The sequence below is a fragment of the Pseudomonas sp. PA1(2017) genome, from assembly GCF_001945375.1.
GTDB lineage: Bacteria > Pseudomonadota > Gammaproteobacteria > Pseudomonadales > Pseudomonadaceae > Aquipseudomonas.
This window is the reverse complement of record NZ_MSXU01000001.1, coordinates 59,752-80,820: the sequence shown is the minus strand read 5'-3', so window position 1 is coordinate 80,820 and position 21,069 is coordinate 59,752. Positions and strand designations below refer to the sequence as shown.

The window sequence follows — 21,069 nt, the reverse complement described above, 5'->3', positions numbered from 1 at the left end:
TTCAGTCGCCGCCCACGGCGAAATTGGGCAGGCTGTCCACCGGCTGGGCGAACTCGAAGGGGATCGACTCCAGCGCCATGCCCACGTTGCGCTGCACCACGAAGTGCAGGTGCGGGCCGGTACTGTTGCCGGTATTGCCGGAGCGACCGATCGGCGCACCGACCGCAACGCGCTGCCCCTCGCGCACGTTGACCGAACCCTGCATCAGGTGCAGGTAAACGCCCATGGTGCCGTCGTCATGCAGAATGCGCACGAAGTTGCCGGACGGGTTGGTGCCACGCCCGCTCTGGGCGTTCTCGGTCTTGACCACCATCCCGGCGCGCGCCGCGACGATAGGGGTGCCTTCGGGCATGGCGATGTCCAGGGCGTAACGGCCCTTGGGCGTGAAGTGGCTGTACTGGCCGTTGGTGCCCTGAGTCAGGCGAAACGGCCCACCGCGCCACGGCAGTGGGTAAGCCTGCTTGATCGGCAACAGCCGCGGGTCGCCCAGGGCGTAATTGAGCTTCGGCGTGTAGCGCAGCGGCTTGGCAGGATCCAGCGGCGCCAGGGTGGCCAGGCGGATCTCGCTGCGCGGCGGCAGCACCCAGTTGATCGGTTTGCCCGGCGCGCCACTGACGTTGCTCAACTGCTCCAGCTTGAGTTCCACCTGCACCGGCGCATACAGATCGTTGCGCACCAGCAGGGTTTCGCCGGCAGCATGTTTGCGGGTCTCCAGCTTCACCTGGTTGTCGAGCTTCTCGACCATGCGGTCGCTGAACACGAACACCTTCGCACCGGGTGCCGCCTGGTCACTGTAGGTGACCACGCCATTGGCATCGGTGTACTTGTAGACGGTCAGCGCACTCGCCTGGCAGGCGAACGCAGCGAGTCCCAACAGCAGCGAGAGGCGCCCTAGCATAAGAAGTCGATCTGGTTATCAAGTGTTCGGCAGGTGCAAGACTAGCAGCGCCGTGATGGCCAGGCGACTGCCGGCGCTGCGCTTTGCGACAACCGGCACAGGCCGGGCGTGCCTGGCGCACAGAAGGGATGAATGGCGGCGCAGCCAGAATTCGGCAGGACTCAGCCCACCTCGATACGGTTGCGCCCGCCGCGTTTGGCGCGATACAGGGCCTGGTCGGCGCGCTCGAACACCTGCTCGCTATGCTCGGCGCTGCTGAACGAGCTGATGCCGCCGGACAGGGTGATGGTCACGCGTTCGCCCTTGAAGTGAAACGGGCAGTTCTCGATCGCCGAACGCAAGGTGTCGAGCAACTTCAGCCCACCGTCCAGGGGCGTCGACGGGATCAGCAACACGAACTCCTCGCCGCCGAAGCGCGCGATGAAATCGGTCTTGCGCAGCCGCTTGAGCAATTCACCAGCGATGATCTTCAACACCTTGTCGCCAGCCAGGTGACCGTAGTCGTCATTGATGCGCTTGAAGTGATCGATATCCAGCACCGCCAGCAGCAAATCGCCGCCGTAGCGCTGCAGGCGCGCCAGCTCCAGATCCAGGCGCTCGGTCCAGGCCGCCCGGTTGGGCAGCCCGGTGAGCGGGTCGAGTAGCGCCTTCTGGCGTTGCTCCTCGAGATGATCACGAAAGCCTTTGGCCTCCAGCTCCATGCTGGCCACCCGGTCGACCAGGATCTGCAGGCGCTCGCCAACCTGCAACTCGCGGGCATCGCGCTGCTGCTGGTACTGGCTCATGGTGCCGAGCAGACCGCTGAGGCGGTTCTCCACCAGCTCCTTGAGGTTGTCGAGGTCGGTAGCCGCCTGCACGCTGCTGTGCAGGCCGTCGACCTGCTGGCGCAGCTCGCTGTCCAGGCTGCGCGCCGCCTCGGCGGAATCGGCGTAGTCGGTGTGCACGTCCTGCAGGCTGCCCTGGAAGGCGGCGAGACGTTCGTTGAGCTGCTTGAGATAACCCTCGAACTCGCGCTGGCCCACGTCGGCGATCGCCAGCATCAGCACTGCCAGGTCGTCGAGTACCGGCACCAGCTCGTACATGTTCAGCCCGGCGGTGATGCGCTGGCGCAGCGCGTCGGCCTGGCCTTGATGGCGCTCGGGCAGCGGCAGCTCTTCCAGCAGCTTCAGCAGGCTGCCTTCCACGTGGCTGGCGATGGCGCTGTAGCCCGGTTCGGGCGCCGGCGGCAGGGCGTATTCGGGATCGGCCTGCGCCATCGCCTCATCGCAGGCGGCCACCTCGGGCTCAGCTTCCTGAATCGGCTCAGCCACTGTGGCGGGCACGGCGACAGGCTCGGTAGAGGCTTTGGCCGCGGGAGATGGCATCAACAGGGCCGACGACAGCGGCAGGCTGTCCAACATCACGCGGCTGACGACAGCAGGCGCACTGGCAACCACAGGCGCTGGTGCTGGTGCTGGTGCTGGTGCTGGTGCTGGTGCGACGACAGGTTGTGGTGAAAACGCTGTAGACGACAGCGGCGCCGCCTCGGCAATAACGGCAGGCGCCGCCTCCACCTGCGTTACGGCTTGCGGTTGCTGTTCAGCCACCACCCGTTCGGCCACCGGCGGCTCGACGGACGCGGCTTCGCTGGAGGCAGGTGCAACCTGCTCATCCGCTGCCACTGGCGTAGCGGGGGTCTCGGACTCGCTGCCAGCCGCCGGGCCGGCGCTGTCTCGGCTGCCGAACAACCGCTCGATAAAACCGAGCCGCTCGACCTGCTCGCCGCCCAGCGCCTGCAAGGCCTGCTGCTGCAGCTGGCCGAGTTCGGCCAGCAGCGCCGGCATTTCCCGCGACTGCCGGGCACGTTGCTCGACCTGCTTGGCAAAGCGCTTGAGCGACTTGCGCACATCACCTGGTAAATCCGTCTTCAACAGCTGCGCCACCAGGCTCGCCATGCCACTGGCGACCTGCTCGATGCGCTGCTGGCGGCGTTGCTCGGAATCCAGAACGGTCTTTTCCAACCGTGGAATCAGGGCACTGAGGCCGGCGTCCATATCGTCACGGCGCAGGATCTCGCGAAGATCCTGCATGCACTGGTCAACCGACTTGTCGGAGCCTTCGGCGGCCAGGCTGCTGCGCACCAGGCCACGGCGCAGCAGGTCGATGCGCATGTCCCAGCGCCGCTCGAGTTTTTCCTGCTGCTCGATATTGGCAAGGTACTTCTCGCGCCAGCGTTTGGCGTCGTCGGCCATGCTCAGGGCTCCTGTACACGGGGCGTCAACGGTGGCGTGAGGGTATTGGGCAGGCGAATCTCCACGGCCACTGGCAGGTGGTCGGAGATCGGCTGGGCCAGCACCTGGAAGCGCTCGAGTTCCAGGCCCGGGCTGAGCAGAATATGGTCGAGGCAGCGCTGCGGGCGCCAGCTCGGAAAGGTCGCCTCGACCTGGGGGGCGAGCAAGCCGAGATCGCGCAGCGGCGAATGCTCCAGCAGGTCGATGGCGTGGGTGTTCATGTCGCCCATGAGAATCTGGTGGCGATACCCGCCGATCAGCTCACGGATATAGGCCAGCTGCCGGGTACGGGTACGGGCGCCCAGTGCCAGGTGCATCATTACCACGGCGATGGCGTCATCGCCCTCGCCGATGCGCAGCAGGATCGCCCCACGACCGGCCGGGCCGGGCAGCGGGTGATCTTCCAGCAGGGTCGGTCGCAGACGGCTGAGCAACCCGTTGCTGTGCTGGGCGAAACGCCCCAGGTTGCGATTGAGCTGCTGGTACCAGTAGGGAAAGGCACCCATGCGCGCCAGGTGCTCGACCTGATTGATGAATCCGGAACGCACGCTGCCGCCGTCGGCTTCCTGCAGGGCGACGATGTCGTAGTCGCCAAGCAGGTCGCCGATGCGCTGCAGATTGCCGGCGCGGCCCTGATGCGGCAGCAGGTGCTGCCAGCCGCGGGTCAGGTAATGGTGGTAGCGCTCGGTACTGATACCGACCTGGATGTTGAAGCTGAGCAGGCGCAAGCGCCCGTCCTGCGGCCACTCGCTGTCCGGGGTGCAGTCGGGGTTGACCTGTGGGTCACACAGGCCAGCCTGACGGGGCATCGAGCGGCGACGCAGCATGGCAGGCGCTCCGATAGATCGATTACTTGGCGGCGCGCTCTTTGGCGATCAGGTGATCGGCAACCTGCAGGGTCTGCTCCGGGCCACCCGAGCTGGAGATGTCGAAACGGTACTTGCCGTTGACGATCATCACCGGCACGCCGTTGATCTGGTAGGCCATGGCCAGTTTCTTGGCCTTTTCCATCTGGCTCTTCACGCCAAAGGAGTTGTAGGCCTTGAGGAAGGCGTCACGGTCGATGCCCTGGGTGACCAGGAAATCGGCCATTTCTTCAGGAGTGGCCAGCTTGCGACCTTCCTTGTGAATGGCGCGGAACACGGCGTCGTGCACCTTGTGCTCGACCTTCATGCTTTCCAGGGTGATGAACATCTGGCCGTGGGCGTTCCACAGGCCGCCGAACAGGGCGGGAATGCGCACGAAGTTGACGTCGGACGGCAGCTTCTCGACCCACGGGTTGAGGGTCGGCTCGAACTGGTAGCAGTGCGGGCAGCCGTACCAGAACAGCTCGACGACTTCGATCTTGCCGGGCTTGGAAATCGGTACCGGGTTGCTCAGCTCGACGTACTGTTCGCCGGCTTGGATATCGGCGGCGTGGGCGGTAACGCCGAACAGGCTGGCAGTGGCCAGAACCGCGGAGAAGATCAGATTACGCATGCATGACTCCTAACGATGAAGGTGCTGCGGACAGCTCTGGTTCGACTGGTCGCCACCCGGCAGGTTCCTGACATTGTAGCGGGCTCGCCAACGAAAAAGGGTGGCCACCGCCACCCTTTTTTTCACCGCTCGGCAAATGCCGATCAACGCCTCAGTGCAGCCCCTGAACGTAGCTAGACACCGCCTCGATATCCTTGTTGCTGAGCTTGGCGGCGATATCGCGCATGATCATCGCGTCGCCGTCGTTGCTGCGCTCGCCTTCACGGAAAGCAGTCAACTGCTTGGCGATGTAAGCGGCGTGCTGGCCGCCCAGGTGTGGATAACCCGCCGTGGCGATGCCCGCGCCGTCGGGCGAGTGACAGCCGGTGCAGGCCGGCATGCCCTCGGCCAGCTTGCCGCCGCGAAACAGCGCCTGGCCGCGCTCGACCAGCGCCGCATCGGCCGCGCCAACGCTCATCTTCTGGCTGGCGAAATAGGCCGCGACGTCGGCCATTTCCTGCTCGCTCAGCGGCTCGAGCATGCCGGTCATTTCCACCACCGGTCGGGCGCCGGACTTGATGTCCTGCATCTGCTTGAGCAGGTAGCGCTCACCCTGGCCGGCCAGCTTGGGAAAGTTGGCAAGCGCACTGTTGCCATCGACCCCGTGACAGGCCCCGCAAACCACCGCCTTGGCCTGCCCCGCGGCCGGATCACCCGCCGCCTGAGCAGCCCCGGCCAAGCCCAGCGCCAGCAGCAGACTCACTATTGTATTGTTCATCAGCTCATCCAAACGGCTAAGAGAAGTGTTATGAACCGGGGCGTTCCACCCACCGCATCAGGCGGCGGTGCGGAAATACTCAAGCCGCGCGTTTCTGCACGAACCTTGGGGCGGCATGGCCTGGGGATGACGCGCCACTCGGCACGCCCCCCCTGCCCTGCACCCTAACAGCCTGGTTACCCACTCGGCACCCGCCATGATTGCTCAGCGCGGCGGGCCCGATAATGACCGGCATCAATCACCCGTGCAGATTACCGCCTGGCTCGCCCGGTAGATGCCAGGAATGGCAGGCATAAAAAAACCGCGCCAGGCGCGGTCTTTTTTGCTGGAGCGAGGATCAGGCCTTGCAGCTGGCCGGTGCCCAGTCGCCCATGTCCGGGTTGTTGCACACGTCGCTGATCAGCGTGCGGCCACGGCTTGCCACCTGCTGGCTTTCCTTCTGCTTGGCCTGGGCCTTCTGCAGCGATTGCTCGGTGGTGATCACTTCCTTGGTGACCTTGGCGGTCGGCTTCGGCTGCTTGGCGGTGGCCACCTTGGTCACTTCCTTGCGCTCGACGCCCACGGTCTGCAGGTCTTTCTCGTAGGCCTGGGTATAGGTGTTGACGTTCTCGCCAGTGCGACCGTCGACCTTGGCGAGCAGGGCATTGGTCTCGTTCAGGCCGCTGACGATCTCGGCCAGGCGCTTGCGGCCATCGGCGTCGCTGATCTTGTTGGCCTTGCGGTCGGCGCGCAGCTGGGTGAACGCCTGCTGGTAGCAGCTCTGAGCGGCCGTGGCGTAACGGATGTTGCGGTCGATGTTCTGGTTGTTGGTGTTGATGTCGGTGGCGTAGGAGGCCAGGCGCGCATTGTCGTCGCTGATCTGCTGCTGGCGCTGGTTGTAGTACGCCAGGGCGCCACCGGCCAGGGCGCCACCGGCAGCACCGATGGCGGCATTGCGGCCACGCTTCTCGTCATCGACCAGGGCACCACCGAGGGCGCCCATCAGGCCGCCGGTAACGGCGCCGATGGCGACGCTGCGGCTCATCGCTTCGTCGGAGCTGCGCAGCTGGGTGACCGGCTCGTAGCACTGCGGGAAGTATTCGGCCTTGGTGGTCGAGGCGACCTGGGAACTTGGCGAACCGGCGCAACCGACCAGCAGCACGCTGGTGCAGGTAACGGCAGAAATCAGCGCAGTGCGTATCGAGGAAAAAGCGGGGGCCTTGTTGAAAGTATGCATCGTCGTCGATCTCGTACTTGAGTGAGCGTTTATTCCATTCAGGCGGGGCCGGGTGACACCGCCTGCGTTTTCACGGCGACAGCCGTGGAGTTGCCACATCGGCACCGGCCGCTCGCCAGTGCCTGAATCCGTAACGGCTGGGCGACCCGATCAGGGTGCCAGCAATTGCTTGAGAATCACATCCGCATCGGCCTTGCGGTTCTTGCGGTATTCACCCACGTGCCGCACGAACAGCGTAGCTCGGGTTACCAAGCTCTTGCCCAGAACCGGTTTGCGCGCCAGCTCTTCCTTGGTGCGCTGGAACTGCGCCTGGATCACGGCATTGCTGTAGCGCGTACCGTTGGCCAGGTTGTCGATGTAGATCGCCAGCGCGCCGTCCAGGGCGCTCTGCCCATTGGCCATGGCCGCTTCGAACAGTTTCGCCGAGGCTTCGTCCTTGGCGCTGCGAGCCTCGTCACGGCTCTTGCGAAGATTGGTCAGGCGAATGTTGTAGTTGTTGATCGTTTCGGCCACCAGGGCCGCCGACTGGATCAGGTTGCCGGCCGCATCCTCACGCTGCTTGGCGATCAACGAGACGCTGCGCTTGAGCTCCTCGTTGACGATCGCCAGGCGATCGCGCAGTTGCGGATCGTCGCTGTTGGCGATCAGCCCATCGAGCAGTTTGGTGGCGTCCTGGTCTTCATCGATCTCGTCGGTAAGCGTGCTGACCCGTCCTTCGTCCTTCCATTGCGCAAACAGTTCCTTGTATCGAGAACGAGGGGCGGAAAGCGCACCGATGGCCACCCGGAAACCGGTGGTTTCGTTGCGCTGCTCGGTGCCATCGGCGCCGAACAGCGGGTACTCGCGGCGCATGCCGGTGAACAGGGTCATCTCGCCTTCCAGGTAATTGCCGCCCTTGACCACGAAGCCGCCATAGGTGCCCTGACGGCGCCCGGCATGCACCAGCTGGAAGGACTCCTGAACCATCTCCGCGGCGTTGCCGATCACATCGAACAGGCCGACCGGGTTGGGCTTCTTCAGGCCGATGGGCAGCAGGCGCGCGTTCTGACCGGTGCCACCGGCTACCTGGTTGAACACCGCCCAGTCGCCCAGCGGGCCGTCGCTCTCGCTGCCTTCCACGGGGCGCGGGAACAGCCGCGCTTCGAGTTGCTGGCGGCTCACCGCATGGCCGCCACGCGCCGCATACTCCCATTCCACTTCGGTGGGCAGGCGCACGAAGGCCTGGCCGCCGTCCTCACGGTTGGCACTGCGTCCGCTGACCGGCAGCAGATCGCGGTGGTTTTTCAGCAGCCAGGCGCTGTACACCGCAGCGAAACGCTCGGCATCGAAGCGCGACAGGTTGACCTTGGGCAGCCGCGCCGCCATGCCGGCTGCCGCCTCACAGGCCGGCGGTTCACCCTCGCCGGCCAGGGACGGCGCCTGAGCCATCACCAGATCGTACTGGCGCTGGGTCACCTCATACTTGCCGATGAAGTAAAGCATCGGTTTGAGCGGCGTCACCCCGTCGGCCTTGGGCAGTTCGCCGCGCACCTTGGCCTGCCAATCCCTGGACAGGTCGCCCAGGGTGAACTGGCCGTTGATGTAGTCCCGACGGTAACCGGAAATGAAGGACTGTTGATAACCCGGCTCGCCCTCGCTGAAGGGGTAACCGAGGGTGACCTCGTGGTCGTCCAGCGAGCCCTTGGCCAGCACGTAGACGTGGCGGAACACCATCTCCCCATCACAGGGCAGCGGCAGGCTGACGTCGCCCTTGAGCGGCTTGGGGTTGTAGAGCGGATCGGCATCGGGCTCGGCCCAGGCAGCACCGGCCAGGCATGAGAGAACCAGGGTGGCGCTGAGCACCTTATACATGACGCAATCCTTCCGAGGCTTCCAGGTGAGCCGCCCGCCAGCCACCGGCGGCAGCCGCGAGCACGCAGCACAGCAAGGTGGCCGACGCTGCCAGCAGATAGTGGGAGAGCAGCAGTCGGCAAGCATATTCGCCCGGCGCCGACTGGAACAACAGGTTCAGGCCGCTGGCGGCCAGCCCGTACAGCAGCCCCGAGAGCGCCAGGCTGGCGAGCCCGGTATACAGCGCCTGCAGCACCACGAACGCGACCAGCGCCGCGGCCGGGAACCCCAGCAGGCGCAGCACCGCGAGTTCGTGCCGTTTGCGCGCCACCGCACCCAGGGTGCCGGCGGCCAACGCGGCGAAGGCGCCCGCCAGGGACAGGCAGGCCACCGACCAGAACACCCACGCCAGGTTGCGGCTCAGCGCCCGCACCTGGGCGACCGCCTCGGCCTGGGTGGCCACCGCCTGGTGCGACTGCTGGAAGTACTGGCGCAGGCTTTCCACGCCATCCAGATCCCGCGCGTACAGGCGCAAGCTCGGGTAGATCCGCTCACGCTGCGCGTCCGGCTGTGCGCCCGACCAGCCAAAGGCCGGCACTGCAAAACCGTCGCGGTAGTCCTCGGCGGCCTCCAACAAACTCAGCGACGCAAAGAGAGCATCCCGGGAAAAGGCCGTCACCGGCAGCACGGCCTGCACCCGTAAGCTGACCTGGGCATATTGCGACTGGCCGCTCACACGCCGCCCGAAGCCGGCCTGCAGCACATCACCGGCCGTGACCCCGAGCTTCTCCGCAGCACTCTGGCTGAGCAGCACGGCGTGCCCATCGGCAGGGTCCGGCAGGCCATCGAGCAAGGGGTCGCCCTCGGCGGTTGGCAGCATTTCCACGCTGAGCATCTGCGCCGGGCCCTTCAGGTCAGCGGTCGCGGCGATCTGCCGGGTACGCGGGATCACGAAACCGACATCCTCGCGCGAGGCCAGTGCCTCGATGCTCTGCAGGCTATAGCGGGCTCCGCCAAGGGGGATGATTTCGCGCACCGTCGGGTCGCGTTCCAGGCGCTCGGTCAGAGTGGTGACCAGACCGAACTTGAGCCCGAACAGCACCAGCAGCGGCGCGATGACCGCCGCCAGGGCGAGGATCGCGCACCAGGACAGCCGCGCGTCGCAGCGATAATCCTGCCAGGCCAGGCGGGTGAAAAGCGCCAGACGCATCAGCCGCACTCCGCCAGGCGCGCGACCACCAGCCCGTCGCCCTGGGGCTCGACCTGCAGTTGCATCGGCGTCAGGCCGTAACGCGCGGCCAGTGCCTGGTCATGGGTGGAAATCACCAGGCACAGGTCCCGGGCAGCGGCCTGCTCGACCAGCAGTTGCATGACCCGCTCGGCGTTCAATGGATCGAGCGATGCGGTCGGCTCGTCGGCGAGCACGATGGCCGGCTGGTGGGCCAATGCACGGGCGATGCTCACGCGCTGGCGTTGGCCGACCGACAGGCGCCCCGGCTGGCGTTCGAGCAAATCGGCGATGCCCAATTGCTCGGCCAGTTGCTCGACGGCGTCGCCCAGCGGCAGGCCGAGCAGCTCGCGGGGCAGCTGGATATTGCCGCGCACGCTGAGAAAGCCCAGCAACCCGCCGGTCTGCAGCACATAGCCAAAGGCCCGGGCGCGCAGTGCGGCCAACTGGTCATGCTGGCCCTGGCGCCACAGTTCGGCGAGATCGAGCGACTGCGCGCCATCGTTCCAGCACTGGGCGCCGCCCGGGTCAGGCGAAAGCACCAGGGCCAGCAGGTCGAGTAACGTGCTCTTGCCACTGCCACTGGTGCCGATCAAGGCGATGCGTCGTCCGGCGCGCAACTGCAGCGCCGGGATTTCCAGGCGATAGCGCTGCCCGTCGGCACCGCGGGTCTTGCTGATCGCCTCGAGGCTGAGCATCAGGGCAGCGTCGACAAGGGCACGCGGTACAGCGCGTCGCCAGGTGCGGCATCGCCGAAGCGAACCCAGTTGGCCGTGTCGTTGTGGAAGGTTTCGTAGAGGCGGATCTTGGAGTCCAGCTCGTCGATGAAATCTTCCTGCTCGGCGACGCTGAGCGACAGCCACAGGTCCTGGCTCATGTTCAGCACCTTGCTGCGGTATGGCAGGCCGTCCAGGTATTCGCCGAGCACGCCGCTCTGCGCCAGGTTGCCGCCCTTGACCAGCGCCGAGGGGTCGCGGCTCATGTGCGCGCTGGCGCTGGCGATTTCCTGGAAGAAGTCCTTGGGCGAACTCTGCGTGCGCCGCGCCGCGTCGACCACCATGCGTAGCGACTGCTGCAGATCGTTGAGCTGCAGCTTGGTGAGCAGCACGCAAACCTGGAAGGCCGGCAGGGCCGGATCGGTAATGTCGCGGTCGCTGGTCCAGGCAGTGACCACCTGCGGCGCGCGGGCCTGGCTCTGGTGGCCGAGGAAATCCATATGCATGGCGTAACCGACCGCCGCCGATTTGTCGGCGATGCTCGCGCCGCCCTTGGGCTCGGGCAGGCTGCTGTCGGTTCGCACCTGATGCACCAGGTCGGCGAAGCTCGTGCCGATCTGCGCGACGCTCTGCCCGAAGGCGTTGACGTCACCGCCAGCCACCGGCACGTACAGGTCGCCGATGCGCGGGTTGGGGTCGGCGGTCAGGCTGCGGTACTGCTGCTCGGCGAAGCCATGGTTGCGCTTACCGGCCGGAGTTTTCAGGTGTAGGGCGTAGATCTTGATCTGCTTGCGCAGGGCGGCTTCGCGCACTTCGGCCTCGTTCATCTGGGTCAGGCCCAGCGGGTCGCTCTTGCGCAGCGCGCCGGCATCGCTGACCAGCAGAATCAGACGGCCGCCGTAGCCATTCCAGTCCATGCCGTCGACCGCCTGCATGACGCCGGCGAAGGCGTCTTCGTTGAAGTCGTGGCTGGACACGTCGGTGGCCTTGATCTGCTGCGCCAGTTGCAGGAAGCGCTCGGGGTCGCGGCCCTGCTCCAGGCTGACCAGGGTCTTGGCGGTGTACTCCAGGCCCGGCGTCTTGCTGGTGTTGCTGCGGAAGCCGACCATGCCGAAGCTGACGCTGTCCAGGTCGCCGCGCTTGGCGATCTGCCCCTGCAGTTCGTGCACCACGTCGCGCACGCGGTCGATGTAGGGCTGCATCGACACCGAGGTGTCGACCACCAGCACGATGGCCGTCCTGAAGCCTTCCGGCATCGCCGCTGGCGTGCTGTCGGCCCCAACTGGCGGAGCACTGCCCGGGTCGATGGAAGCGACGTTGAGCAGTTGCAGCGGCTGGCCATTGGCGTCGAAGGTTTCCTCGGAGTCGAAGATCGGCAACAGGTAGAACTGATCCTGCGGCACGGCGCTGCCGCCCGGCTCGACCGCCACCACGTTGTGGCCGGTGCCCTTGAGCGCCTCGCGCAGCGCTTCTCGAGCCCGCGCCGGCTCGGCCAGCAGTTGCTCCAGGGCCGAGGCATCGCGCACGAACATCACCGGCGAACGGCCGGAGCGTTCGGTGAACTTGAGCACCAGGCTCTGCTTCCAGTCGCTGACCGCATTGGCCGGCAGCCAACCTTCACGGCGGCCATCGGTGGACGCGCCGATCTGCAGCCAGGGCTGGCCGTCGATGTCCTGGCGGGCGTAGACGTAGAACACCGAGAACGCCGGCATGTCCTTGCCACCGCTGCCGCCAGCCGCATCGGCGAGCTTGGCGCCCGGCTTGGTCAGCACGCGCTGGAACAGGGTCTTCTTGCCGGGCATCAGCAGCGGGCGATCACCGCCGTCGCTGTCGGCCAGCGCCGAGATCGGCCCGGCCTCGCCGCCCGGCTGGGCCTGGGGCTGTGACTGGCTCTGGGCCGGCTGGCCGGCCACCGGCGGCGCCGCGGGCCCCGCTGCATCCGAGCCGAACAGCCAGTAGCCGCAACCGGCCAGCAACAGCACACCTGCCAGGGAAGCGCCGAGGATCAGCGGCTTCCTGCTGGCGCCGGCATTGCCCTGGCGCACCGAAGAGGCCAGCGGCGACGGCTGCGGGCGCGGCGCTGCGGTGGGCTCGGCGGCAGGTGCGTGGGTGGGGATGTCCACCGTCACCGGCGCCAACGGCGGTGGGCTGATGTCGCTGGTTTTTTCGGCCCCTGGCAGCACCAGCGGCTGGAACAGCGTGGCATCGTCGGCGGGCGACTCGAGGCGATCCAGCGCGGCGATCAGCTCGGCGGCGTCGGCGAAACGCGCGCTGGGATCCTTGGCCAGCAGACGCTCGAGAATCGGCTGGTAGCGGCCATGCACCATGGGCAGCGCCGGCAGCGGCTCGGTCAGGTGCGCCAGCGCCGTGGACAGCGAATCGCTGCCGGTATAGGGCAGCTTGCCGGTGAGAATTTCATAGAGCACCACGCCCAGGGCGTAGAGATCGGCGCGGCCGTCGATATCCAGGCCACGGGCCTGCTCCGGGCTCATGTAGCTCGGTGTGCCGACGGCGAAGCCGGCCTGGGTGAACTGGGTGCGATCGTCCAGCGCCTTGGCGATGCCGAAGTCGCTGAGCACCGCGGTGCCGTCGGCGCGGAACAGGATGTTGGCCGGTTTGACGTCGCGGTGCACCATGCCCTGGGCGTGGGCATAGCCCAGGGCCGAGGCGATCTGGCGGATCCACACCAGCCCCTGGTCGATGCTCAGCCCCGCGGCGATACGCTCCTTGAGCGTGCCGTTGGGCAGGTATTCCATGGCCATGTAGTAGAGGCTGCCGACATTGCCGATGTCGTGGATGGTCACGGTATTGGGGTGCGACAGCCGCGCCAGGGTCCTGCCCTCGCGCAGGAAGCGTTCGCAGAAGGTCGGGTCGGCGGCCAGCGAGGCGGCCATCACCTTGAGCGCTACCTTGCGGTCGAGGGAGCGCTGGGTCGCCAGGTAGACCACGGCCATCGCGCCATCGCCCAGCTCGCGTTCGATGTCGTAACCCGGTATTTGCATGTCCATGCTGTCTGGTCTTCCGAGGCCACCCCGGGAGCCCCGGGTGCGGCGGATGTCTGGATGGTGAGTGGAGCAGGCGCCGTGACGGCCTACGCGGCCTTGATCACCACGGCGGTAATATTATCCGGCGCGCCCCGGGTCAAGCCAAGGTGCACCAGGCTGCGCACCACCTGGTAGGGGTCTTCGTGGCCGAGCACCTCACGCAGTTCATGATCCTCGACCGTCTTGTTCAGGCCGTCGCTGCACAGCAGGAAGGTGTCGCCGGGGCGCACCTCCAGCGTCGCGGTTTCCAGCTCCAGCTCGTCCTGCACGCCGAGGGCGCGGGTGACGATGTTGCCCATGGGGTGGCTGCGCGCGGCTTCGTCGTCGAGCAGGCCGCTGTCGACCAGTTCCTGCACGTAGCTGTGGTCGCGGCTGATCGGCTGCAGGTCGCCATTGCGCAGCCGGTACAGGCGGCTGTCGCCGGCCCACAGGCAGAGCGCTTCGGCACCCCGGGCGGCGAGCACCACCACGGTGCTGCCCATGGTCGCGCCACCCCGTTTCGCGGCCTCGACACGCACCTGCCCGTTGACGTGATCGAGAGTGTCGATGATCGCCCCGCGGTAGGTGTCGAGTACCGCGCTGGGCGGCAGGGCGCGCAGGCTATCGATGATCAGGCTGCTGACGAAGTCGCCGCTGGCATGCCCGCCCATGCCGTCGGCGACGGCCCACAGGCCGTTGTCTGGGGCATCCAGGCAGGCGTCCTCGTTGATCTTGCGCACCATGCCGACATGGCTATGGCTGGCCGAGTGGTAGCGCGTCACGTTCGACGGACTCATGGCTGACCTCCCGCAGACTCGCTGAGCAGGCGGCAGAACGCCTGGGCCGGCGGCAACCCGGTGAAGCGCACCAGCCCCGGAGCCACGCGCTCGGAGCCATGGCCCCACCACAGGCTGGCGCCGTTCCAGGCCTGCTGCATCAGGGCCAGGCCGCGCTCCTGGGGGGTATCCACCGGCCAGATCGTCGCGCCGCTGGCATCCCGGCGCTGTTCGCTGCTGGTTGCCGGCAGCGGGCTGCCGAGGGCTTCGACGCTGCGCTCGAACGCCTCGGCATCGGCGCCCTCGTCGAGGGTCGACAGCAAGAGGCCTTCGGCGCGCTCGAACCAGTCGTCACGGCTGCTGACCAGTTGGCCGATATCGGCATCGGCCGGCAGCGGCAGGGCAATGGTCAGCGGAAAATAGCGACCGACCCGATCGACGCTGGGCATCATCACCCCGCATACCGCGTCCGGGCCGAGCAAGCCGGGCGCCACGGCGAAGCGCCACAACGGACTGACCAGGTAGGCGTCCAGCCAGGCTTCGCCGAGGGTCTCCCGGCTGGCTGCCAGCCCCGCTGCCAGCCAGGCATCCCAGGCCTCGATGAACGCCGGGCTCAGGCCGCGATGAATGAAATCTCCCCGTACGGCCAACTTGCCGTAGAAACCTGGTGTACTCACAAACGCTCCGGCAGGCTGAAACCGCTGACCACCTGGCGGCGGAATGGATTGAACGCGCTGCTGGCGCGCAGCTCGCTGGAAATGCTGGCGTTGTCCACCCGCATGCGCAGGGTGAAGCGATCCGGCGAATTACCCTGGGCCAGGTCCGACTGGTCGAGCAGGCGGAACCACGCCCACGGCCCTTCCAGGGTAATGCCCGAGCGACCGGTGACCGAGGCCGGCGAGATGTTCAGGCGCACCACGCCAGTGCCGTTGGCGCTCGGCCACTGCATGGCCACCGGGCGTGCCGGGCCATGGTCGTAGCTGAACTGCTGGCCGTCGAGGTCGAGTTGGAACTGCTCGATGGCGGAATCCATGGCCACCGGGCGCAGTTCGAAACGTACCATCGGCTGGGTACCCCCGGAGCGGAAGAACGCTTCGCGGATGCTCGCTGCGCGCTGAAAGGTCTGCAGTACACCACTGCCGATGCCGAGCTTCTGCGCGGCGCCGGGCTGCCAGCGCCAGGTGCTGGCGGAGGTATCGACATAGGGTTGCAGGTAGCGACGGAAATAGCTGTCGAGCACCCCGCCCTGGCCGAAGAAGTGACCGAAGTCGTCCAGGGTCGCGTCACGGCTGCTGCTGCGATCCAGCGGATAACGCCCAGCCAGAGACTGGCGGTAGACGCTGACCACTTCGCTCATCCAGGCAGCATTCAGCTGGTTGCGGATACCACCCATCATGGTGCCGGTGGTGGAGCCCACGACCGACTTCAGGAAGCCCTGCACCACCGGCGGCTGACGCTCGGCGCTCAGGCGTACCTGGTCGGCGGCCGCGGTGGTCTGGTTGCGCGACTCGCCCAGCAGCGCATCGCCACTGGCACCACTCATGGCGCTGACCTGCACGTACAGCGCGTTGAGGTCCTGCAGCAGCGCATCGATGGCCGGCGGCTGGCCGTCGGCATCCTCGACCAGGCCGTTGAGCTCGGCGAAGTGCGCGGTGATCGGGTCCATCTCGGTGGCCAGCACCTGGGCCGCGCCCTCTTCCGACTGCCCGACCAGCGAGCCAAGCTGCTGCTTGAGGCGGTCGACGGTATCGCCGCCGCGCTCCTTGAGTTTCTCGGCGACCAGGCGCTCTTCCTTCTGCAGGTCGGTTTCCTTGGCCACTGCCTGCAGCAGCTTCTTGAGCGGCGAAGTCGGGCCGGACAGCACGCGCAGCACGTCGGCGGCCTGAGCGACGCTGGTCACCGGCACGAAGTCGAGGTCGGCGAGCAGCGCATCCCACTGGCGCATGTAGTCCTGCACATAGAGGCGGCGCACTTCCAGGGCAAGGGCGGCGGCGTTCTGGCCATCGTCCAGGCTGCGGCCGAGCACCCACTGCTCCTCGGCCAGCGTACCGGCCTGGCTGACGCTGCCGACCAGGAAGGCTTCGCGGTAACCGCGCTGGGTGTAGAAGCCGCTGAGCGGCTCGTTCAGCGGCTTGCCGCTCTTGCGGGTGAAGACCAGCGCGGCGTCACGCCCGGCCGCTTCGCTGATGCGAAAGTCGGGGATGCCGTCGGGCAGCTTCTGGCGTTTGACCCGGTCGTAGGCGCGCTGGGCGACGGACAGGCGCTGCAGTTGGCGGCGCACGTCCTCGATCAGGTGCTCGTCGAGGCGCACCACCGGCGGCTGGCGGTCATACAGCGCCGCCAGGTGCGCGTTGAGCGCTTCACGCTGCTCGGGCAGCAGGTCGCGCGGCAGGCTGCGGTCCCAGTCCAAGGCGATCCAGGCCTTGATGAAGTCGGCGTCGTAGCGTTCGGCTTCACCGAGCATCAGGTAGGCCTTGAGCCCTTCGTAGAGGAAGTCCGAATTGCCGCCGCCGCGCAGTTGCTCTTCCAGGCGCGCCAGCACCCGCGGCGCCATGACCGCGATGAGCAGCTTGCGGTAGACGCTGGAGGCCTCGCTGTCGAGCATGTCGCCCTGGTACAGGCCGAAGCCCTCGGCCCAACTCGGCGCATCGCCACTGACGTTGCGGATGGCATTGAGCAGCGGCTGCACCGCCAGCACCTCGCGCTGCGCCGGGCTGAGCGCCTGCAGCTCGCCCCGCAGCGGCTGCACGCGGGCATCCACGGCGGCGATGTAGGCCTGGTTGGCGCGGAAGCTGGCGAACCAGACGGCGGCGGTGCCGAGCACCAGCACCACGGTCGCGGCGATCACCCCGCGGGCCAGCCAGCGCTTCTGCCGCTCGACCTTGGGGTTGGCGCCGACCAGGCCACGCTCGCCGAACACCACGTCACGCAGCAGGCGTTCGATGAAATAGCTGCGCCCGGTGCCAGTCTGGCGCGCCAGGTGCTGACGATCCAGGCTCATGCTCTGGGCCATGGCGCCGATCAGCCGGTCGATGGGGCTGCCTTCCTGGGTGCCGCTGGTCAGGTACACACCGCGCAGCAGCACCCGCTCCTCGTATGGGTTGGGTTTGAACACGCCATCGAGGAAGCCGGCCAGCGCTTCGCGCAGCGCCGCGAACTGCTGCGGGAAACCGTAGATCAGGTCGCGCCGCGCCGGGTCGCGCTCCTGCTGCAGGCGCTCGACCAGCCGCTCGTTGAGGCGCGTCTCCAGCGCATCGAACTCGCTGCGGAATACCTGCAGCGGGCCTTCGGCACTCTTGCCGTCGTCCAGGGTGAAGGTCATGCCCCAGACCTGGGCGCGCTCTTCCTTGCTCAGGCCCTCGAAGAACTCCATGAAGCCAGGCACCAGGTCCAGCTTGGTGAGCATCACATAGACCGGGAAACGTACGCCGAGCTGGGTATACAGTTCCTGAACCCGGGAACGGATGGCCACCGCGTGGGCCGCGCGCTCGCTTTCGCTGCCGAGCAGCAGGTCGGACAGGCTGATGGCCACGAAAGCGCCATCGATAGGGCGGCGCGAACGCTGCTTCTTCAGCAGGTCGAGAAAGCCCAGCCAGGCGGCTTTGTCGACCGCGGCGTGGCTGTCCTGGGTGGTATAGCGCCCGGCAGTATCGAGCAGCACGGCCTCGTCGGCGAACCACCAATCGCAATTGCGGGTTCCGCCCACGCCGCGCACGGCACCGGCGCCCATCTGCTCGGCAAGCGGGAAACGCAGCCCGGAATTGGCCAGGGCGGTGGTCTTGCCGGAACCGGGCGGGCCGATGATCACGTACCACGGCAGTTCGTAGAGATTGCGCCGCTCGCCGCCGCCCAGCTTGGCGCGTTTGAGCAGGCCCAGGGCCTCGTCCATGCGCTCGCGCAGGGTGGCCAGCTCCTCGGCGGTGGCCACGCTGGTGGGGTCAGGCGCCACTTCGACGAGCCCCTGCATGACACGAGCGGCATTGCGCCGTGCCTGGATGATGCGCATCACCCGCCAGGCCGCCCAGGCGGCGAACAGCAGGATGATCAGCGTCCAGCGCGCGGTGCTGCTCGCCAGTGGCTCGAAACCGCCAATGGCGATCAGCGGGCCGATGAACCAGATCACCAGTGCCAGCGCGATCAGACCCAGCACCGGCATGACCCAACGGGCCATGAAACCGAAAAACGCCTTCACTCGACGCCCTCCGCAAAAACTGTGATTTCCACGCGGCGGTTACGCGCACGGCCTTCTGCCGTGTCGTTGGATGCCACCGCCTCGGTATCGCTGCGCCCCTCGGCACGGAAGCGTGCGGGCTGGCCGGTCTTGGCTGCCAGCACGTCCATCACCTGCTGGGCGCGGTCCTGGGAGAGCTTCCAGTTGGACGGGTAACGCAGCGTGGCAATGGGCCGGTTGTCGCTGTGGCCGGTGACCAGCACCTGGCCGTTGACCTTGCGGATCGCCTCGGCAATGCGCAGCAGCAGCGGCTGGAAGTCATCGGCGATCGTCGCACTGCCGGAGGCGAACAGCTGGTCGCCGCGGATGGTCACCACCGAGCGGTCGACGGCATCTTCCACCGCCACCTTCTGGGCACGAATCTCCTCGGCCAGGAAGCCGGCCAGGCGTGGCCGCTCGACGATGCGCGGCTGCTGGGCCGGGCGGTCGATGGTCTGCACCGGTACGTCGCCCAGGGCATGCAGGTTGCGGAACACCGGCTCGGCCTCGGCGGCCAGCTTCATGCGCAGGCCGAACAGCAGCACCAGCAGGATCGCCAGGCCGATGGCCACCGCCACCCAGGGCGGCAGGAACTGGCGCAGACGATCACGGGCGACCACCAGGCCGCGCCAGTGCGGCGACAGCTCGCGCTCGATCTCACCACGGGTACTGCGAATGGTCGCGGCCACCCGCTCGCGCAAGGCGTCGAGCTGGCTGCGGCCGTCCTGCATGACCCGATAGCGGCCTTCCATGCCGAGGCTGATGCACAGGTACAGGAGCTCCAGCAGGTTGAGGCGCTGGCGGGGGTTCTGCAGGCAGTGGTCGAGCAGCTGGAACACTTTCTCGCCGCCCCACGCCTCGTTGTGCAGGGTGATCAGCAGGCTCTGCTTGCTCCATTCGCTGCCGCTGCCCCAGGGCGTGCTCATCACCGCTTCGTCCAGCGCGGTACACAGCACGTAACGCGCCAGCATCACTTCGTCCTGGGCCACGCCGGCGGCGCGGGCCTTGTCCTCGAACTGGCGCAGGTAGCCGAGTAGCTGGGCGCGCAGGCTGGCCGGCGCGGGATGGGAAATGGTGCTGCGCAGCCGCGTCAGCAGCGCCAACATGGGGCCTGCGGCGGCCTCGATAGGGTTCAGGCCCAGGCCACGGGCGGCCAGCGGCGGCGCGCTGGGCACCTGTGGCGGCGGCGAGCCGGCAGGCGCGGGGCGCGCCGGCTCGGCAGCGCGGCCACCGGGGCGCGGCATGATCATGGTACGGTCGTTAGCCGGGTCGCTGCCCTTGCCGGGCTGGCCGGGCAAGGCGCCAAATGGATCGTCGATGGTCATCGCGCGTCAGCCTCGGATGGCCCAGAAGGCCAGGTTCAGGCCCGGGAACTGGCCTGCGATATGAAAAGCGAAACCGCCGGAGTGGATCAGCTGTTTCCAGTGATCGCTGCCCCGGTCCAGTTCGAAGTAGTTGGAACCGGCGTGGTACGGCAGTTGGCGCGGCGCCACCGGCAGCGGCAGCAGGCCGATACCCGGCAGCTGCAGGTTGACCAGGTCGCGGATGTGCTCCACCGAGCCGATCTTGGCCTGCTGGGGGAAATGCCCGCGCAGGCTCTCGCCCGGCACGTCGGCGCGTACCACGAGGATGAAACTGGCCGAGTCGAGCAACGACTTGTCGGCGAGCATCGCCACGTGCACGCCGTAGGATTTCTCGATGATCGGAATCGGGATCGCACGGCTGTCGATGACCATCGACAGCGCCTGACGCAGCGCCAGCATCACCGGTGCGAAGGTGCTGGTCAGGTCGTCGTGTTCGTACACCGGGTACTCGCCCGGCCGGCGTTCGGCGGCGGTGAAGGTCGAGAACTCACCGGCCAGCGCTACCAGTTCGCGGTACAGCACTTCCGGGTGCAACGGGGCGATGCGCGCCAGGTGGGCGACCAGCGGCTGGGCGCGATTGACCAGTTGCAGCAGCAGGAAATCGGCGATTTCCGAGGCGCCGCCGGCGCCGGAGGCGACCACCCGCCCGGCCAGGGCTTCACCGCGCTGGTGCAGCAGGCCGAGCAGTTCGTTGCGAAAGCCGGACAGCGGCCGTGAGGCGCTGACGTCGAGCAGCGGTGGGATGTAGCTGTCGTCGAGCAGCAGGCTGCGATCCTCGCGCTTCTCCACCACCCGTACCACGCCCACCGCGGCATGCTCGTCGAGGCCGTCACGCTCGGTGATCAGGCGCAGCGCCAGGGAACCGATGGCCACCGGCGCGCGGCTTTCCAGCGAGGAATTGTCGTCACGCACTTCGTGCACGCTGCTCAGGTAGCGCGCCGAGCCTAGCGGCTCGCCAGTCTCAACGGTGTCGCGCAGGCCGGCACGGCGCAGCGGCAGGGCCAGGTAGACGATGCCGTCACGCAGGTTTTCATCGATGTTCAGCGGCGCCGGCGCGGCGTCGTTCTCGGGAATGTTGAACGGCGTGCCGTCCGGCAGCAGGCCACGCGCAGAGAGGATGGCCAGCTTGCCCTGGGCCAGCAGGGCGCTGTCGATCAGCAGTTGGGAGAAGCCCCAGGCGCCGGGCTGCACGGCATGATTGCGGCTTTCGACCAGGGTTTCGATGTAGCGATCCTGCTGCTGGAAGTGCTGCGGTCGCAGGAACATTCCCTCCGACCAAACCACACGATTGTTCCAGGACAT

15 protein-coding genes are annotated in these 21,069 nt (G+C 67.2%); all 15 read right to left on the bottom strand.

All coding sequences use genetic code 11. The annotated features are described in order from the left end of the window. Position 1: 1 nt before the first annotated feature. Positions 2-898, bottom strand: a complete 897-nt coding sequence (locus BVH01_RS00345) for a M23 family metallopeptidase (RefSeq protein ID WP_075928440.1) — start codon at positions 896-898, stop codon at positions 2-4. 161 nt (positions 899-1,059) lie between these two features. Then, a complete protein-coding gene (locus BVH01_RS00340) occupies positions 1,060-3,129 on the bottom strand; it encodes a GGDEF domain-containing protein (RefSeq protein WP_075928439.1) in 2,070 nt (689 codons plus the stop codon). 2 nt (positions 3,130-3,131) lie between these two features. Further along, on the bottom strand, positions 3,132-3,995 hold the full coding sequence (locus tag BVH01_RS00335) for an endonuclease/exonuclease/phosphatase family protein (protein WP_075928438.1): 864 nt from the start codon (positions 3,993-3,995) through the stop codon (positions 3,132-3,134). 22 nt (positions 3,996-4,017) lie between these two features. Further along, positions 4,018-4,647: a thiol:disulfide interchange protein DsbA/DsbL gene (locus BVH01_RS00330; protein ID WP_075928437.1), complete on the bottom strand. Its 630-nt coding sequence runs from the start codon at positions 4,645-4,647 to the stop codon at positions 4,018-4,020. A gap of 151 nt (positions 4,648-4,798) precedes the next feature. After that, the gene (locus BVH01_RS00325; protein WP_075928436.1) at positions 4,799-5,404 is read right to left on the bottom strand and encodes a cytochrome c; all 606 of its coding nucleotides are present in this window, start codon (positions 5,402-5,404) and stop codon (positions 4,799-4,801) included. A gap of 337 nt (positions 5,405-5,741) precedes the next feature. Further along, positions 5,742-6,620: a type VI secretion system-associated lipoprotein TagQ gene (gene tagQ / locus BVH01_RS00320; RefSeq protein WP_075928435.1), complete on the bottom strand. Its 879-nt coding sequence runs from the start codon at positions 6,618-6,620 to the stop codon at positions 5,742-5,744. 150 nt (positions 6,621-6,770) lie between these two features. Next, the gene (locus BVH01_RS00315; RefSeq protein WP_075928434.1) at positions 6,771-8,471 is read right to left on the bottom strand and encodes an SUMF1/EgtB/PvdO family nonheme iron enzyme; all 1,701 of its coding nucleotides are present in this window, start codon (positions 8,469-8,471) and stop codon (positions 6,771-6,773) included. Then, positions 8,464-9,660, bottom strand: coding sequence for an FtsX-like permease family protein (locus BVH01_RS00310; RefSeq protein ID WP_075928433.1), 1,197 nt, complete (start codon positions 9,658-9,660; stop codon positions 8,464-8,466). Before BVH01_RS00310 ends, BVH01_RS00315 begins: the two co-directional genes overlap by 8 nt. Then, positions 9,660-10,376, bottom strand: coding sequence for an ABC transporter ATP-binding protein (locus tag BVH01_RS00305; RefSeq protein WP_075928432.1), 717 nt, complete (start codon positions 10,374-10,376; stop codon positions 9,660-9,662). Before BVH01_RS00305 ends, BVH01_RS00310 begins: the two co-directional genes overlap by 1 nt. Further along, entirely contained in the window at positions 10,376-13,402 is a 3,027-nt protein-coding gene (locus BVH01_RS00300; RefSeq protein WP_075928431.1) for a serine/threonine-protein kinase, read from the bottom strand. The genes BVH01_RS00305 and BVH01_RS00300 overlap by 1 nt, the downstream gene beginning before the upstream one ends. An 83-nt stretch (positions 13,403-13,485) precedes the next feature. After that, positions 13,486-14,214, bottom strand: a complete 729-nt coding sequence (locus BVH01_RS00295) for a PP2C family serine/threonine-protein phosphatase (RefSeq protein ID WP_075928430.1) — start codon at positions 14,212-14,214, stop codon at positions 13,486-13,488. Then, on the bottom strand, positions 14,211-14,870 hold the full coding sequence (gene tagF, locus BVH01_RS00290; RefSeq protein WP_075928429.1) for a type VI secretion system-associated protein TagF: 660 nt from the start codon (positions 14,868-14,870) through the stop codon (positions 14,211-14,213). Before tagF ends, BVH01_RS00295 begins: the two co-directional genes overlap by 4 nt. Further along, positions 14,867-18,385 (bottom strand): type VI secretion system membrane subunit TssM, encoded by a 3,519-nt coding sequence (gene tssM / locus BVH01_RS00285; protein WP_075928428.1) that lies wholly within the window; start codon positions 18,383-18,385, stop codon positions 14,867-14,869. The genes tagF and tssM overlap by 4 nt, the downstream gene beginning before the upstream one ends. Next, on the bottom strand, positions 18,382-19,728 hold the full coding sequence (locus BVH01_RS00280) for a DotU family type VI secretion system protein (protein ID WP_075928427.1): 1,347 nt from the start codon (positions 19,726-19,728) through the stop codon (positions 18,382-18,384). The genes tssM and BVH01_RS00280 overlap by 4 nt, the downstream gene beginning before the upstream one ends. Positions 19,729-19,734: 6 nt before the next feature. Next, positions 19,735-21,069, bottom strand: coding sequence for a type VI secretion system baseplate subunit TssK (gene tssK, locus BVH01_RS00275; protein WP_075928426.1), 1,335 nt, complete (start codon positions 21,067-21,069; stop codon positions 19,735-19,737).

What these genes read in the sequence shown, in the direction of transcription:
- BVH01_RS00335 (WP_075928438.1), bottom strand. Translation starts at nt 3,995, where the DNA reads ATGCTGCGTCGCCGCTCGATGCCCCGTCAGGCTGGCCTGTGTGACCCA.
- BVH01_RS00280 (WP_075928427.1), bottom strand. Translation starts at nt 19,728, where the DNA reads ATGACCATCGACGATCCATTTGGCGCCTTGCCCGGCCAGCCCGGCAAG.
- BVH01_RS00295 (WP_075928430.1), bottom strand. Translation starts at nt 14,214, where the DNA reads ATGAGTCCGTCGAACGTGACGCGCTACCACTCGGCCAGCCATAGCCAT.
- tssK (WP_075928426.1), bottom strand. Translation starts at nt 21,069, where the DNA reads ATGTCCTGGAACAATCGTGTGGTTTGGTCGGAGGGAATGTTCCTGCGA.
- tagQ (WP_075928435.1), bottom strand. Translation starts at nt 6,620, where the DNA reads ATGCATACTTTCAACAAGGCCCCCGCTTTTTCCTCGATACGCACTGCG.
- BVH01_RS00315 (WP_075928434.1), bottom strand. Translation starts at nt 8,471, where the DNA reads ATGTATAAGGTGCTCAGCGCCACCCTGGTTCTCTCATGCCTGGCCGGT.
- BVH01_RS00305 (WP_075928432.1), bottom strand. Translation starts at nt 10,376, where the DNA reads ATGCTCAGCCTCGAGGCGATCAGCAAGACCCGCGGTGCCGACGGGCAG.
- BVH01_RS00340 (WP_075928439.1), bottom strand. Translation starts at nt 3,129, where the DNA reads ATGGCCGACGACGCCAAACGCTGGCGCGAGAAGTACCTTGCCAATATC.
- BVH01_RS00300 (WP_075928431.1), bottom strand. Translation starts at nt 13,402, where the DNA reads ATGGACATGCAAATACCGGGTTACGACATCGAACGCGAGCTGGGCGAT.
- BVH01_RS00310 (WP_075928433.1), bottom strand. Translation starts at nt 9,660, where the DNA reads ATGCGTCTGGCGCTTTTCACCCGCCTGGCCTGGCAGGATTATCGCTGC.
- BVH01_RS00345 (WP_075928440.1), bottom strand. Translation starts at nt 898, where the DNA reads ATGCTAGGGCGCCTCTCGCTGCTGTTGGGACTCGCTGCGTTCGCCTGC.
- BVH01_RS00330 (WP_075928437.1), bottom strand. Translation starts at nt 4,647, where the DNA reads ATGCGTAATCTGATCTTCTCCGCGGTTCTGGCCACTGCCAGCCTGTTC.
- BVH01_RS00325 (WP_075928436.1), bottom strand. Translation starts at nt 5,404, where the DNA reads ATGAACAATACAATAGTGAGTCTGCTGCTGGCGCTGGGCTTGGCCGGG.